The sequence below is a fragment of the Syntrophales bacterium genome, assembly GCA_023229765.1.
Lineage (GTDB): Bacteria > Desulfobacterota > Syntrophia > Syntrophales > UBA5619 > DYTH01.
In genome coordinates this window covers 1-13,680 of record JALNYO010000056.1, presented here as the reverse complement: position 1 = coordinate 13,680, position 13,680 = coordinate 1, and the positions used below count along the sequence as shown (strand labels likewise).

Here is a 13,680-nt window from a genome sequence, read left to right as displayed (position 1 = left end):
AATTGCAAAACTCCCCATTCTTGTCATTCCCGCAACGATTCTGAGCGGGAATCTGGTTCTAACTGCTTGAAAAACCATATTCCCGATAGAGACATTCGGGAATGACAAATGGTTTTGCAATTGCCTCGATGGATTACAAAAATGGCCTTCGATCCCGGGCAGGTTTCAGCTTAAAAATAGTACCCGACCCGCAGTTCCAGCTTGAAGTCGAAGGGTTTTTCGCCATACTCGCTCCCGACGGAGCCGCGGATAATACTCGCCTTGAGGCGCAGCTCGAGGTTTGTGATCCCCGTGTAGGCCACCTCGGGCGAGAGGGTGAAGCTCCGGTCGTTCAGGTTGAGAATTGTAGTCAGCGCCGGGGTAACGTAGAGGAGACCGAAGGGTTCCTTCTGGGAAACCCGCAGGTAGAGGTAGTCCCGCATTGCATTGGGGCGGCCGTACTGCCCCTCGAAGAGCTGGGCAGCTTTTTTCAGGGCGGCGTCCCCGCCGCCGGCCGCATAGGTTCGATAGGCGTTTTGTGCAAATCCGAAGAAATCCTCCATTTCGTCCCCGGAAAAACCCATGCCGTTGCGGTAGTATTCCAGGATGTAGGTCGTGTCCCGGGCCGTCAGGTAGCGCGTTCCCAGAAGATAACTCGTCGCGTCGAACTCCAGGGGCGTCGCCTTGCCGGAGGAATCCACCAGGTTCGCCTGAAAATCCTTGAGGTAGGCGATCTCGCCGTGAATCTCCCAGTTCGTTGTCACGTTCCGGGAAAAATCGGCGCCGAAGCGGGTGGTCCGGCTGCCGCCGGTAAGGAACATAAAATCGATGTCCGTGTCGTAGAGAAGGAGGTAGAGCTTCCCGGCGGCATTAATATAATTATTCTTCCCGAACTCAGAGTTCACGTGGTCGTAAACCGGCTGGAGCACCGGGGTGAAGGAAACGGTTTTCAGCGCCCCGTCGAAACTCTTCGTATAGTCGGCCGACAGGGCAAAAACCCCTTCCATCCCGACCTCCGGATCGTCCGGATCCTTGGGACGGTCGATGAATCCTACGGGGTTCCAGGCATAGCCCTTCCCCCATTTGAAGGTTTTCTTGCCCGCGTCGATCCGCCAGGACGACGAGGGTTTCAGCGATAAATAGCCCTCGAAGAGGTCCGTGCTCTCCTGATCCCCCAACCGGGAAAGTTTGAAATCCGTATTGGTCTTGAAATAGAGTCCGGCAATCCCCTTCTCGTAGCTCCCCGCGAGCTGAAGCTTGAGGTTGGCCTCCTCCAGCGACTTCCCCAGATCGCGCTCCCTATATTTAAGGCGGTAAACTGCAGAATCCACGCTGGGATGGGAGAGAAGCGGCTTGGCCTCCAGATACCCCCCGAAATGGTAGGGTTTTTTTTCGATCTCGGCCAGATTGAAGCTGTAGGTCTCGTCGGCGCGTAGAAACGACGGCCAGAGGAGAAAGCCCAAAATAAGCGTGGACAGAGCGCCCGCGGCAAAAAACCGTCGCCGGCATGCTCGCTGAGTACTCAAATTGGTGTTTTTGCGCATCTGTCTTCCTCCCCGGAAAAGCACGGGATAGCGATCAATAACAGGGGCGGCCGACGAAAAGACGCGACTGCCGCCCCTGACTAACCAACAATCCCCAAGCTTGCTTCACCCGCAAGCGTTATCGCAGCGATTCGATATTGGACATGAAGGTCAACGTGAACACCTCATCCTTGAAATCCCGCTTCTTGAACCCGGCGAAGATCATCACCGACTTGTAGCCCTTGTAGAGGGGGCTTTCCGTCTCGATCACCGCCGGCCGAGTGATGCCGCCGCCGAAGTTCTTGACGTCCTTGAAATAGATCGTCTTGATGAGCATGTTCGCCTCGGTGAGGCACTCGATCTTCGTCGGCAGGACGCTCTTCTTGTCCGCCCAGATTTTCAGCCGGTCATAGGCCACGGTTTTGGTCTTGGCCTTAAGAAAAAGCAGGTATTGACCGCCCGTCTCCTCTACCTTCTCCACGTCGTATTCCGCCGCGTAATCGAGCTGAAGGATATCGGCATTGTTGAAAACGCCGCCCACAACCGACTGGAGGCTCGTGATCCGGATCGGCTTGCCGACGTTCGGAATGAAGAGCCACATGTTATCGCCCAGCCGCAGGGTGCTGCGCCCCTTTTCGCTGGCCGGGGCGATGAAAAGGGCTGCCACCTTGTCAAGACCCTTCTTGACGGTAAAGAGGGTGAACTCCTTTTTCGCCCCTGAGGGCTCAATATTGATGAGCTTCCGGTAAGACTCATAGGAATCGGGACTGAGGTTCCGGTCCATCTGTTTCAAGAGCGCCTTGCCGTCAAGCGCATAAACAGGCATGGCAATAAACAGCGATAATAAAACTATAATCCCCTTCATGTAACGCATGGAAACCCTCCTTCTTAGATATGTCTGAGCGCCTGGATCGGCTCCATGCGCGACGCCTTGAAGGCGGGCTGGAGGCTGGCAATAACCGAGACGAAAATGACCGTGGCCGAAATCATCAGGATGTCGGCCAAAGAAACGCCGGCTTCAAGAACAAGCCCCTTCTGCATGCCGAAGTTGTAGCTGATTTTTAAGAGATTGAGTATCCAGACCAGACCGATCCCCACCAGATCGCCGATCAGGGCGCCCACCACCCCCATGCAGAAACCCTCGATCACAAACATGCTGAGAATCTTTCCGGGGAGCGTCCCGATCGCCGCGATGGTGCCTATCTCGCGAATCCGTTCATAGACGGCCATGATCATCACATTCATGATGCTGATCAGGACAATGGCGATAAGCATGAGCTTGATGAAAAAGGTCATCAGATCGATCATCCGGGCTATGTTGAAGAAGGGTGAAAGCTTCTCCCAGGTGTGCACCTCAAAGATGGGCTTCCCCTGCGGATTTAGTTCCTTGGCCAGCAGGCTGTCCAGTTTCTTGCCAAAGGCCGCGAGATTTCCAAATTTTTTGAGGCGGATGGCGTATTCGCTTACCTGTTTATCCTCCATCCGCAGGAGTTCACGGGCGTCGTCCAGGTGGATGTAGCCGTCCCGGCCGCCGGGACCGGTCGCGCTCTCCATCACCCCTGTGACCACGAACTGCTTGCCGTTCACCGAACCGTCGGCGTTGGTGGCCACAACAACAACCGCATCACCCGGCTTGACCTTCATCCCCCGGGCCAGCAATTCCGGGATCAGTATCCCGCCCGGTTTAAGTTCCTTTTCACCTTCCATGACCCGGTTGGGAAGGAGCGGAACCGTCTTGAACTCCCTGGCCGGATCGATCGCCGTCACCCGGATGCTGGAGGTCTCCGTGAAATTGCTGAACATGCCGCCGAACTTCACCCGCGGCGAATAGGCCTCGATCTCCGGCTGGGCATCGAGAATCTTTTCCAGTTTGCCGATGGCGCCCCCTTTAAGATTCATGTTCAAGGGGAGCGTCTCGATGGAGGCGACAAACCCCCTCCGGTGCACCTGCAGGTGGCCAATCATCGAGTCGGTGACCTGGCCAATCATCATGTTCTTGAAGGTGCCGGCCACGGAGACGAAGGCCAGAACGAAGACGACGCCCACGGTAATCAGCGAAGCGGTCAGCAGCGTCCGTCTTTTGTACCGGAGCAGATTCCGGATCGCGATTTTAAAGAGATTGCCCATGGCCGTTTCCTCCCTTGTTCTTTGCCCCGTTAAGCTTGCCGTCTTCGAGTGTAAAGATGATTTCCGCCTCGCCCACGATCTTTGGGTCGTGGGTTGAGAAGATAAAGGTGGTCTTGAACTCATCCCGCATCTGCTTCATCAGGTTGAGCACCATGTAGGCTGTATCGTGGTCCAGATTGGCCGTCGGTTCATCCGCCAGCACCAGCTTGGGGTTCGTCACCAGCGCCCGGGCAACGGCCACCCGCTGCTTCTGCCCACCCGAGATCTGGTCGGGCCGCTTGTCCCGCTGATCGGCCATCCCGACATCCGCCAACAGGGCGGTTACCCGCTTCTGACGTTCCTGGGTCGAGACCTTCTGCACCATCAAAAGGGGGTATTCAATGTTCTCGTAAACCGTCAAAACCGGCAGGAGGTTGAAGTCCTGAAAAATGAAACCGATGGTCTTGCCCCGGAAGGCAGCGCTCGCCTTGCGGTCCAGGGAGGCCACATCGGTATCGGCAACTCTCATGTTCCCCGCCGTCGGCTTGTCTAAACAGCCGATGAGGTTCAAAAGGGTCGTCTTCCCGCTTCCCGACGGTCCGACAAAGGAGACGAACGAGGCGGGTTCGATCTCGAAACTGACGCCTCGGAGGGCCTGAACCGCCACCTCGCCCACCCGGTATTCCTTGGTTATCTGCTCTGCTGCAATTAAGGCCACTGTTGCCCTCCTTTTATCACGTCTTGAAAAATCGCCCAGTCCCGGCGGGACTAACTCTGTGAACAATATCGCCATCGGCTGGATACTTCTTTTATTAATACCCGTTTTATTGGACGTCCCGGCCAAATCACACGGCCGGGACGTCCGTTCATTAGTAAGTTAACGCATTCCCCAGCCGGGGGCGAAACCACCCCGCATGCCGGCTCCGCCGCGGGCCATTCCCCGCCCCAACCCATAAGACTGTGCCTTCGCCAGCTGTTCAGGCGTCAGAATCTTGCGCGCCTCCAGGCGGTAGGCGGTCAGCTTGTCCGTCAATTGATCGCGGAGGTTCCGCCCCTCCTTCTGCAGGGCGAGTATCTTCTCCTGATCCGGCGTCTTGGCCAGCCAGAGATTTCTCAACTCTCCATTTTTGGCGTAGAGCTGAGCCTGGAGGGGCTGGATATCCTTGAGGTGCGCCTCGCGCAGGGCGTTGATCTTAGCGGTCTGCTCAGCCGTCAGATCGAGTCCTCGCGCCGGATCCATCATCCCATAACCGCCGGGTCCCCTGCCGAACCCGCCCGCCATCCCCCGATAGGCCATCGCCGGGGAGGCCACGACCGCCGCCAGGGCGATCACCGCTACTACTGTTACCACTTTGTGAATGTTAAACTTTGCTTTCTTCATTTTTTGTCTCCTTTCAAGAGAATTGTTTGCTTGCTACAATGCAAGCTATATGCCAATGGCGTGCATAACACTATATCTAACTAATTTTATTAGCATATATATGATCTATGCGCAGGAATGGGTATTGCGCCACTGGGCAGCATGGATACATTGTATCCGGCGGCTGTATCCAGCTCGACATCCATCCTGACAAACAGTATCCACCCCGGAAGATCTAATTTTATTCACAAAGGGCCTGTCCACAAATAACCTGGGCAAGATTGCGCTCAGATTTGGGTTGGATTTGGTTGTGGCGATTGAACAAAACCGCAGACGTAGCAGCGCTACGTTGAGGATTTTGTGATTGAGCCACAGCCAAAGATGGCCCAAAGATGAGCTGCAAGATGTTCAGGTTATTTGCGGACAGGCCCAAAGGATGGGGTTGGATGGATTAACGGTAAAGCGGCGCAACGGAACCCTCGAAGAAGATGGCAAAGGCGGCAATCCCGACCAGAAAGGCCCCCAGAGCTGGATAGCGGTTCGCCTTCGTGAAGTTGGCGATGAACAGGATCAGGATGCACGAACCGAAGGCCAGGCAGAAGGGACAATAGGTGTCGTTAACGACCTGGAAACGGACGAGGAGGGTCTCCCCCCCCAGGGTTCCGGAAAGGATCATAATGCGCGAGCATTGGACGAAACCGGCCCAACGGGACGCCAGCGGGATAGTCAACGCCAGAAGACCCACCATGAAGAGGATCCCGATTATCTTCAGGTCCAATCCCATAAACGTCCCCTGCAGGGAGGAGCAAGAGGTGTCGCAGACATCGTAAAAGACCATCAGGCCGATGCCGATGACGGGGAAGACGACATTGATGATTTTCAAAACACGGTCTCTCGTCATTCACCATCCATTCCTTCCGCAGGGGTCGCGCCCGGCGAATGATCCTTTATTACAGGGCCTTGAGGGCGTTAATAATATCATCACCACCGACGAACGTCTTCTTCTGGCCGTTCTTAATAATGACGCAGGTAGGAGTTGCGTTGATTTTGTCCTCCTGTAACAACTTGTTGTAGCGGTCGAAGGCGAACTTGGGATCCCAGACTACAAAGGCAATTCCCTTTCCCTTGAACAGAGCCTCGATCCGTTCCTGGGTCGCAATCTCCTTGTTGGTGGAAGCTTCCATGAGGATGCTGCGTACCAGCAAGGCATGTTCAGCGCCATTGTTTTCCCTAAGGGCGTAAAGAAAATTCCTGGCAAAAAGCGGCGTGAGCCGGCTCAAAGGAACGTCCGCCAAGGTAAGGCGGATCGCGTTTTTCTTGAGCAGGTCTTTCAGAATCGGTTCAACGCCAGGTTCCATTGCCCGACAGGGGGGACAGAAATAATCGGTGTAAAGCCGCACTTCGACAGCCCCCGAGCCGAAAGAGGGAAAAGTCTGGTTTCGTTCTTCCGCCCATCCGCTCCCCGCCGCGCTCAACCAGACCAGAAGCAGCGAGAACACCCCTACCGCCGACACCCTTTTCAATCCCATCTTTTCCCTCTTAATTCTACAAACCTTTACGGATACGGCACAACAGTCGCAAAACCCGTGAATCATCGCGTGAATCATCGTGATGAAGCATTTATTTCAAGGACCTTGCCGCCTCTGATTTCCGTGACCTCACAACTTCGGCGGGGACAGTAACAGAACCTCAAGCGGTTTTCAAGTAAAAGGAAACCCATATTCTTGTCGCAGACCCGTTGGAAACCATATCCTTGGCCGATTGTCTGACGTTTGCTATATTCATTTCACTGCCCTCAATCCTCCTTAATGATTCCCCGAAAAATTCACATTCGAAAGTGCTGGAAGGCCCCGGAACCCGCCGTGAAGACCACCGCCGTCAGGGTCGTTCCCACGGCCAAGGCCGGGTCGAAATGAAAACCGAAACGGATCACGGGCATCATCAGGGCGCACCCGCCCGTCCCCAACAAACCGCCGACAACTCCGGCCAGAATGCCTACGATAAAATAAATCACGAAACTCATAGTCTTTCCTCCTTTCAAAGTTACGGGCAGTCCGATCGATTTTTCCAGGTAGCGCAGATACTGCCGCCCTCCGTCTGAACGAGGAGCACCTCTGGCGCAGTGGAAAAATGGGGTGAAACCCTGTCTTTGAACAGGGGGATAGCCGCCTTCATCAAAAATGCCTCCCACCGTCCTTCATGCGCGAGTCAGCAGACAAGCCCAAGGACAACTCTCCGGGCACCGATGCACAATCAGTGCCACTAAATATTTTTTCATAATCACCATGATATTAGTGTATTGGTATAAATATCGGGGAAGACAGCTTCCAAACAAACGGCGCGGTTGAGAAACTGTTTCAGTTAGTTTTTTAAGTCTATTTGCAGAAGATTCTTGCATATCTAACCATTTATCTTTGACTGGGAACCCCAACTCGCGCAGCCCCGGCTTATGCGACGGGCGCCTCCCGCCGGCATGCCTGCGCCGACATTGCATCAGAAAAATCCGCCAGGATGTTCATATAATTGATATAGGCGTCGTAGGGCGACGCATAGGGGTTGAAATACTTGTGGACATCCCCGTCGGCAAACCACTTGGTGCACATGTAATAGAAATGGTCGGAGGTTTGAAGCCTTCGCCAGATGCTTAGAATCCCGGCATTTTTTGTTTTTCTGACTTTTCGTTCCAGGCCATATAAGGCATTAATGGCGTCTTTCTGCAGGGCGTTTCCGATCCAGGCCGTCAGATCCCGCTCGACATCCGCCCACGACACGGGATTCGGCACATCCAGTTGCGCCGCCGAGTCGTTCTCCCGGGCGACTTCCAGCGGCGTTTGAAACCTGAAGTCCGGGTTTTTCAAGACCTCGCCCGGAAACGCCTTAAGGAAGTCAAATATCCCCGTATCCGCCCACTGGTGCTCGCCAAATGTTTCGTAATCCATAAAGAGATTGATCGTCTGGCCGGCGGCATCCGTCCGGTGGAGCCAGCGGGCGAACTTGTCCGCCGTAAGGGGGTACTCCGGCCACTGCCGATTGGAGAAGCGGAAGGCAATGTCATCGGAAAGACGGTAATTGCGGAGGAGGAGCTTCAGTTTCGCACACCCTGCCGGCTGATAGACATGGTTGGGACTCCGCCATTCGAGGACATTGTCCGCACCCTCGGCGAGGATCGCTTTGTAGCGCATCTTCTCAATGACCCTCGCCAGGTCGTTGCTGTAAATCAGTTCCGTATTCCGGAAGGTCTGGGGCGTCTGACCAAAGAGGGCTTTGATCTTTTCCCTGTGAAGCGCCACCTGCTCCCTGAACTCCCGCATGGAATACAGAAAGGCCAGGGAGTGGTAATAGGTTTCTCCCAGGAACTCCACACATCCGGTATCGGCAAGACGCTTGAAGCTGTCGAGAACCTGCGGATTGTACCTCTCCATCTGTTCGAGCATAACACCCGTAACCGAAAAAGAAATCCGGAAATCTCCTCCGTGTTTCCGGATCAGGTCGAGCATGATCCGGTTCGTCGGCAGGTAACATTTCTTTGCCACCTTGTTCAAAATCTGCCGGTTATTTTCCTCATCCTCGTACGAGAGCCCCTGTTTGAAGTCAAAAACGGTAAAATGGCGGTGGCGCAATGGCTGATGAACCTGAAAATAACAGCATACCGAAGGCATCTTCCCTCCTCCCTATTTACAGAACCTGCGGTAAACCGACAGGATTTTTTCCGCGGCCGCGTTCCAGCGAATGTTTTTCAGTTCTTCCCGCGCTCTGGTCGTCATCTCCATTACCAGAGCCGGATGCCTGAGCGCCCCGATCATCTTGTCGGCCAGTTCATTGACGTCCCAGAAGTTCACTTTCAATGCGTGGTGAAGAATCTCGGAAACACCCGACTGTTTGGAGATAATGACCGGAACATCATAAAGCATGGCTTCCAGTGGCGATATCCCAAAGGGTTCGGATACGCTCGGCATGACATAGAGATCGCTCATGGCATAGATTCGCTCCACCTCTTCGCCCTCCAGAAAGCCGGCAAAATGAAAGTTGCGGCCCATTTTCAACTCGGCCACCCGTTCGATCATCCGGGACATCATGTCCCCGGCGCCGGCCATGATAAAAGTCACGTCCGGAATCTTCTCCAGCACCCTCGCCGCCGCCTCAATGAAGTAGTCGGGCCCCTTTTGAAACGTGATCCTCCCGAGGAAGAGAACAATCTTTTCACCGGTCCGTTTCTCAACGCGGGGGAATAAGCGCCCCTCGCTGCGTGAAACGGCATTGTGAACAACCGTGACCTTGTCGGGGCTTATGCCGTAGCGGTTCACGATGACATTCTTCGTGTAATGGCTCACGCTGATAATATGATCGGCATTCTCAAGTCCGTAACACTCAACATCGTAAACCTGACGATTGACGTTCTCGCCGCTCCGGTCGAATTCAAGGGAGTGGACATGGTAGATATAGGGCCTGCCGCTTACCTGCCGGGCCTCGATCCCCGCAGGGACGGTCATCCAATCATGTCCGTGGATGACATCGAAGCTCTCTTTCCCCGCAAGAACACCTGCCGCTCGCCCATAGTCGCTCACTTCCCGGAAGAGGTCTGAACCATAATCGCCGGCGAGTTCCCCCGTGCCCTGGCTCGGCTTCTGATCTGCCAGGATGCCCCGTGACGAGGCGACGCTCCCCGGTCGGATTATTGCGTATGGCCTCAGGGCAGCTTCGATTGCCATGAATTTAACTGTTTTTGTGAATATTTCCGCTGCGGAATCGCCGCTCAAGGGAACTTGCGACGCCGATACCAGGTTCACATGAGATGGACGCTGTTCCCCCCTTATTTTCGGCAGGACGAAAATGATCTCTGCGCCCAGCCGGCTCAGTCCCATGGTGATCCCAAAACAGGCAGTTCCCAGTCCGCCGCTGATATGGGGAGGAAATTCCCAGCCTAACATAAAAACGCGCATCGGTTCGTTCCTCTCTGGCGATATTCTGCAAACGATCGCCTTTACTGATTCGTAATTTAGACCGACTGGCCGCTATTGGACAAGTACTTCGGATCAGTTCGCTAATCCCTTTTACCGTAATATCAGACGCAAAATCAATGCCAATAATCACTGTTGGTCTTGCAGGTTTTTCCTACCATGGTATTAAGCGATTACAAAAACGTTAGAAGGATTATCCACGAAAAGGGAGCGGCATCATGAAACTGTTCCAGACAGACATAGCCATTATGAAACGGAAAATCATCATAATTTATTGACTCTGAAATTCCGACTTTTCCATATCATTCCATAAAATGTCGCTGCAGGCGCTTCAACGATGACCTCCAAAGACGGCAAGTGCTGTCAAGAGGCCCGGGACAGGCCATGTTTGCGAATCTTCCGCCAGAGGGTGGAACGGCTGAGGCCAAGCTGACGGGCCGTTTTGAGCCGGTTGCCGTCCTGCGCTTTCAGGGTGTCCCGGATGAGGTTTTTCTCCGAGATGTTGATCGGGATCTCCTTTCCCGCCCGATTGATGATCACGGCGGAATGATTGTAAACTGGCGCGCCCGCCTTCAAGGTCATCTCCAGGGGACAGTGGGACTGGCAGGAGCTTGAGCGGAGGATATCGAAGCAAAACTTCCCGCTGCTTCACAGCCTTTTTGCTGACCCGCTAGACCCGCCGCTGGATTGCATTGGACATTGCCTACATAACCTTTAAAAATCTGCACGCATCCTTATTACATTTACCGATAGTAATATACTGAATTGGTTTATTTATGTCAACGGCAATTAATATTATCATCCATATTAGCGTTAATATATGATTATTTTCTAATTTAATAAAGCATTTTCATCGTTGATGACTGTTAAGTCAATTTATGTTTGGATATATTGTTGCTTAATTATCTTGACACGGAATGCGCGCTTGGCTATAATCGCCGCCAAGGTTCGGCTGACAGCGGCCCGGCGCAGCCGCAACGCAAGGCGATATTTCCCATAATATTGTCCGGTGTGCCTTCATCTGTTTCTCTCCACCGCGGGTGCGGCGCACGGAACGTTCCGGGATAAACAAGCAAACTGAGCATAAGGCGCCCTCAATGAAAGCAAAAAAGAAAAATATTGCCATCTGGGTGATGGTGGGAACTGCCGAAGCCATCCAGCTCAAGCGAGTCGTGCTCGACCGCGACATCGCCGAGGCAGTGAAATTCTTTAAGGCCGTGATCGCGCCGCAAGCCCGCGCTATGGCAGATCGTTACGGGATTAGTAGGGCGGGCGGCGAGGAAAAGGAAAATGGGAGTTTATCTGGATAACGCGGCTACGAGCTGGCCCAAACCGGAATCGGTATATCGCGCCGTGAACCGCTTCATGCGGTGGGTAGGCGCAACCCCCGGACGCGGGGGCCATCAGCGGGAGGAAGAGGCCGCCCGAATCGCCGACAAGGCGCGAGAGGCGCTGACACAGCTCTTTAACGCGCCGGCCCAGGGCGGCGTAGCCTTCACAATGAACGCGACTCAAGCCATCAATATGGCGCTCAAGGGCGCCCTGAAGCCGGGCGACCACGTCGTCACCTCGTCCGTCGAGCACAACGCTATGTGGCGGCCGCTCAAAGCGCTGGAGCGCGGCGGGGTGTCAATAACCGCCGTCCCCTGCGCAGTGGACGGCACGCTGGCCCCCGCTGATGTTGCAAAGGCCATTCGCCCGGAGACGCGGATGATCGCCATGCAGCACGCCTCCAACGTCCTGGGGACAATCCAGCCCATCACCGAGATCGGCCGGATCGCCCGCGCGCGCGGCGTTCTTTTTTTGGTGGATGCAGCGCAGACCGCCGGCGCCTGCTCGATCGACATGGAAGCGATGCACATAGACCTGTTGGCCTTTGCCGGCCACAAGGGGCTCTATGGACCCCACGGAACCGGAGGGCTCGTTGTCCGCCCCGGCGTCACGCTGGAGACGTGGATCGAGGGCGGCTCCGGCACCCAATCTGAACCGGAAACCATGCCGGAAGAGCTCCCCCTGCGCCTGGAGGCCGGCACGCAAAACGCCGCCGGCATAGCCGGGCTGCTGGCTGGGGTCCGCTTTGTGCTGAAAGAGGGAGTTTTGAACATTCGGGAACACGAAATGGCTTTGACTGCCCAGTTGATCACTGCCCTGCAAGATCTGCCTGACTTGACGCTGCTGGGCCCTGCCGATCTGAACCGCCGCACGGCAATCGTCTCCGTAGTGATAGATGAGTATGTGCCCGACCAGCTTGCTGTGGTGCTCGACCAGGTATTTGCCGTCATGACGCGAGCCGGCCTGCACTGCGCGCCCCAGGCCCATCGCACCGCCGGCACTTTGGAGCAGGGTGGAGCGCTGCGCTTCAGCCCCGGGTTCTTCAACACAGAGGACGAAATCAGCGCCGCGGCGGATGCGTTGCATAATATCGTGATCGGATAGGCTTACAGGAGGGGGAGGAAAAGAGGGCTGCCATGGCAAGAGATAACATTGAACGGACGGTAATCGTTCTGGAAGAATCCGAGGTGACGGAGGCGCTCAAGCTTACCCATTCCAACGAACCGCAGGAGATTCTCCGGTTCGTCACAAAGGTTATCGCCAGTAAAGTTGACGCTGCGGCGCGCAGGCGCTGTGCGAAATAGCGCAGTTTACCCTTCATCCCAAGCAAGCAAAACAATGTAGCAGAAGAAGCCTTTGATGGAAACAGCTTTACTCGTGACCACCTTCCCCGCCGCAACCGAGTTTCAGCGGGTGCTGCCGGCTCTCACTGCCCTCGGCATCTCCTACGAGCTCACAGATCCTCCTCCTGCGCTTACTGTTTTTGAATCTGAATTAATTGACATTTTTCAGGAGGTTATTATGCTTGATCAGGCTATTATAACATTTACGTCCGATGAACATATGCAGATAAAGAGGATCGTCCTTGACAGAGACGCGCCGGGCGCCCTCGCTTTCATGAAGATTATCGACAAGCGGTGTGAACGGTTCATAATTAGACAGGACGTCATGAAAAACACGTTCGACGCCTAAGCGGCGGTCAATACAACGAAAAAAATTGTCTTGACAAGACGTTGGTTAGTTGGCATAGAGTTACGAATCAGCGATCCGACGGGGCGAAAAGATGATAACCTTCTGCGAAGCGGAATTAAGGGTAAAACTTGTCAAGGCAATGGCCCATCCAGTGCGTCTGATGGTCATCGAATTTCTCCAGGGCAGAGAGTGCTCCTTTTCAGAAATATTCAAACTGTTTCAATTCGATAAATCCACAATCTCCAAACACCTGCTCGTTCTTAAAGAATCAGGGGTCATTTCTTCACGGAAAACCGGGAGGAAAATGATCTATAAACTCGAAGTGCCGTGTGCTGCGGATTTCTTCAGGTGCGCCAATGTTGTCATTAAAGACAGAGTAAATAAGCAATTGCAATGTCTGTAAAGATAATTTTTTTGCTTATTGGTTGGCCAATATGGCAACCAACTATTTATAAAACAATGTAATGATTTGATACTAAAAACTTTTTTACTGCTGATAAGGAGCTTAGAGGTTAGATAGAGATGGCTGATTTCTGGAGCGAGAAAATCCCCTGCTGGGATTTTTTAGGTTGCACAGAAGGTGTTTATTCGCGCTGTGCAGCCTATAAAGACACGGAACGTCCCTGCTGGGAGGTTGCCGGAACTGAGTGCCGGAATATCCTCAATTTCGACTGGGAATGTCGGGATTGCAAGGTTTTCAAGCTCTACGGTTCTATGGATTACCACCCTT

Annotated in this window: 17 protein-coding genes; 6 read left to right on the top strand and 11 right to left on the bottom strand. The window is 54.1% G+C overall.

All coding sequences use genetic code 11. The features are described from left to right. Nucleotides 1-170: 170 nt before the first annotated feature. From M0P74_17205 to M0P74_17155, 11 genes are all read right to left on the bottom strand, one after another. On the bottom strand, nt 171-1,523 hold the full coding sequence (locus tag M0P74_17205; GenBank protein MCK9365327.1) for a hypothetical protein: 1,353 nt from the start codon (nt 1,521-1,523) through the stop codon (nt 171-173). A 118-nt stretch (nt 1,524-1,641) separates the two neighbouring features. Beyond that, the gene (locus M0P74_17200; protein ID MCK9365326.1) at nt 1,642-2,376 is read right to left on the bottom strand and encodes an outer membrane lipoprotein-sorting protein; all 735 of its coding nucleotides are present in this window, start codon (nt 2,374-2,376) and stop codon (nt 1,642-1,644) included. 14 nt (nt 2,377-2,390) lie between these two features. Continuing rightward, nucleotides 2,391-3,629, bottom strand: a complete 1,239-nt coding sequence (locus M0P74_17195) for an ABC transporter permease (protein ID MCK9365325.1) — start codon at nt 3,627-3,629, stop codon at nt 2,391-2,393. Then, nucleotides 3,613-4,326: an ABC transporter ATP-binding protein gene (locus M0P74_17190; GenBank protein ID MCK9365324.1), complete on the bottom strand. Its 714-nt coding sequence runs from the start codon at nt 4,324-4,326 to the stop codon at nt 3,613-3,615. Before M0P74_17190 ends, M0P74_17195 begins: the two co-directional genes overlap by 17 nt. 159 nt (nt 4,327-4,485) lie before the next feature. After that, nucleotides 4,486-4,989, bottom strand: coding sequence for a Spy/CpxP family protein refolding chaperone (locus tag M0P74_17185; protein ID MCK9365323.1), 504 nt, complete (start codon nt 4,987-4,989; stop codon nt 4,486-4,488). 430 nt (nt 4,990-5,419) lie between these two features. Next, entirely contained in the window at nt 5,420-5,869 is a 450-nt protein-coding gene (locus tag M0P74_17180; GenBank protein ID MCK9365322.1) for a hypothetical protein, read from the bottom strand. Nucleotides 5,870-5,918: 49 nt separating this feature from the next. Next, on the bottom strand, nt 5,919-6,497 hold the full coding sequence (locus tag M0P74_17175) for a DsbA family protein (GenBank protein ID MCK9365321.1): 579 nt from the start codon (nt 6,495-6,497) through the stop codon (nt 5,919-5,921). Nucleotides 6,498-6,793: 296 nt separating this feature from the next. Then, the gene (locus M0P74_17170; GenBank protein ID MCK9365320.1) at nt 6,794-6,991 is read right to left on the bottom strand and encodes a TSUP family transporter; all 198 of its coding nucleotides are present in this window, start codon (nt 6,989-6,991) and stop codon (nt 6,794-6,796) included. Between the two features lie 424 nt (nt 6,992-7,415). Next, a complete protein-coding gene (locus M0P74_17165) occupies nt 7,416-8,627 on the bottom strand; it encodes a glycoside hydrolase family 57 protein (protein MCK9365319.1) in 1,212 nt (403 codons plus the stop codon). Between the two features lie 12 nt (nt 8,628-8,639). After that, entirely contained in the window at nt 8,640-9,908 is a 1,269-nt protein-coding gene (locus M0P74_17160) for a glycosyltransferase family 4 protein (protein ID MCK9365318.1), read from the bottom strand. A 381-nt stretch (nt 9,909-10,289) separates the two neighbouring features. After that, nucleotides 10,290-10,502, bottom strand: coding sequence for a hypothetical protein (locus M0P74_17155; protein MCK9365317.1), 213 nt, complete (start codon nt 10,500-10,502; stop codon nt 10,290-10,292). A gap of 521 nt (nt 10,503-11,023) precedes the next feature. On the opposite strand from M0P74_17155, the gene M0P74_17150 reads away from it, so the two are divergent. From M0P74_17150 to M0P74_17125, 6 genes are all read left to right on the top strand, one after another. Beyond that, nucleotides 11,024-11,236, top strand: a complete 213-nt coding sequence (locus M0P74_17150; GenBank protein MCK9365316.1) for a hypothetical protein — start codon at nt 11,024-11,026, stop codon at nt 11,234-11,236. Next, nucleotides 11,217-12,362, top strand: coding sequence for an aminotransferase class V-fold PLP-dependent enzyme (locus M0P74_17145; GenBank protein ID MCK9365315.1), 1,146 nt, complete (start codon nt 11,217-11,219; stop codon nt 12,360-12,362). Before M0P74_17150 ends, M0P74_17145 begins: the two co-directional genes overlap by 20 nt. A 32-nt stretch (nt 12,363-12,394) precedes the next feature. Then, entirely contained in the window at nt 12,395-12,562 is a 168-nt protein-coding gene (locus tag M0P74_17140) for a hypothetical protein (protein ID MCK9365314.1), read from the top strand. 55 nt (nt 12,563-12,617) lie between these two features. After that, nucleotides 12,618-12,950: a hypothetical protein gene (locus M0P74_17135; protein MCK9365313.1), complete on the top strand. Its 333-nt coding sequence runs from the start codon at nt 12,618-12,620 to the stop codon at nt 12,948-12,950. Between the two features lie 91 nt (nt 12,951-13,041). After that, nucleotides 13,042-13,353 carry a metalloregulator ArsR/SmtB family transcription factor gene (locus tag M0P74_17130; GenBank protein MCK9365312.1) on the top strand — a complete coding sequence of 104 codons (312 nt, stop codon included), beginning with the start codon at nt 13,042-13,044 and terminating at the stop codon, nt 13,351-13,353. A gap of 119 nt (nt 13,354-13,472) precedes the next feature. Then, nucleotides 13,473-13,680, top strand: a 208-nt coding sequence (locus M0P74_17125) for a hypothetical protein (GenBank protein MCK9365311.1), incomplete at its 3' end; no start/stop codon positions are given.

What these genes read in the sequence shown, in the direction of transcription:
- M0P74_17205 (MCK9365327.1), bottom strand. Translation starts at nt 1,523, where the DNA reads ATGCGCAAAAACACCAATTTGAGTACTCAGCGAGCATGCCGGCGACGG.
- M0P74_17200 (MCK9365326.1), bottom strand. Translation starts at nt 2,376, where the DNA reads ATGCGTTACATGAAGGGGATTATAGTTTTATTATCGCTGTTTATTGCC.
- M0P74_17195 (MCK9365325.1), bottom strand. Translation starts at nt 3,629, where the DNA reads ATGGGCAATCTCTTTAAAATCGCGATCCGGAATCTGCTCCGGTACAAA.
- M0P74_17185 (MCK9365323.1), bottom strand. Translation starts at nt 4,989, where the DNA reads ATGAAGAAAGCAAAGTTTAACATTCACAAAGTGGTAACAGTAGTAGCG.
- M0P74_17180 (MCK9365322.1), bottom strand. Translation starts at nt 5,869, where the DNA reads ATGACGAGAGACCGTGTTTTGAAAATCATCAATGTCGTCTTCCCCGTC.
- M0P74_17175 (MCK9365321.1), bottom strand. Translation starts at nt 6,497, where the DNA reads ATGGGATTGAAAAGGGTGTCGGCGGTAGGGGTGTTCTCGCTGCTTCTG.
- M0P74_17170 (MCK9365320.1), bottom strand. Translation starts at nt 6,991, where the DNA reads ATGAGTTTCGTGATTTATTTTATCGTAGGCATTCTGGCCGGAGTTGTC.
- M0P74_17165 (MCK9365319.1), bottom strand. Translation starts at nt 8,627, where the DNA reads ATGCCTTCGGTATGCTGTTATTTTCAGGTTCATCAGCCATTGCGCCAC.
- M0P74_17160 (MCK9365318.1), bottom strand. Translation starts at nt 9,908, where the DNA reads ATGCGCGTTTTTATGTTAGGCTGGGAATTTCCTCCCCATATCAGCGGC.
- M0P74_17150 (MCK9365316.1), top strand. Translation starts at nt 11,024, where the DNA reads ATGAAAGCAAAAAAGAAAAATATTGCCATCTGGGTGATGGTGGGAACT.
- M0P74_17145 (MCK9365315.1), top strand. Translation starts at nt 11,217, where the DNA reads ATGGGAGTTTATCTGGATAACGCGGCTACGAGCTGGCCCAAACCGGAA.
- M0P74_17140 (MCK9365314.1), top strand. Translation starts at nt 12,395, where the DNA reads ATGGCAAGAGATAACATTGAACGGACGGTAATCGTTCTGGAAGAATCC.
- M0P74_17135 (MCK9365313.1), top strand. Translation starts at nt 12,618, where the DNA reads ATGGAAACAGCTTTACTCGTGACCACCTTCCCCGCCGCAACCGAGTTT.
- M0P74_17130 (MCK9365312.1), top strand. Translation starts at nt 13,042, where the DNA reads ATGATAACCTTCTGCGAAGCGGAATTAAGGGTAAAACTTGTCAAGGCA.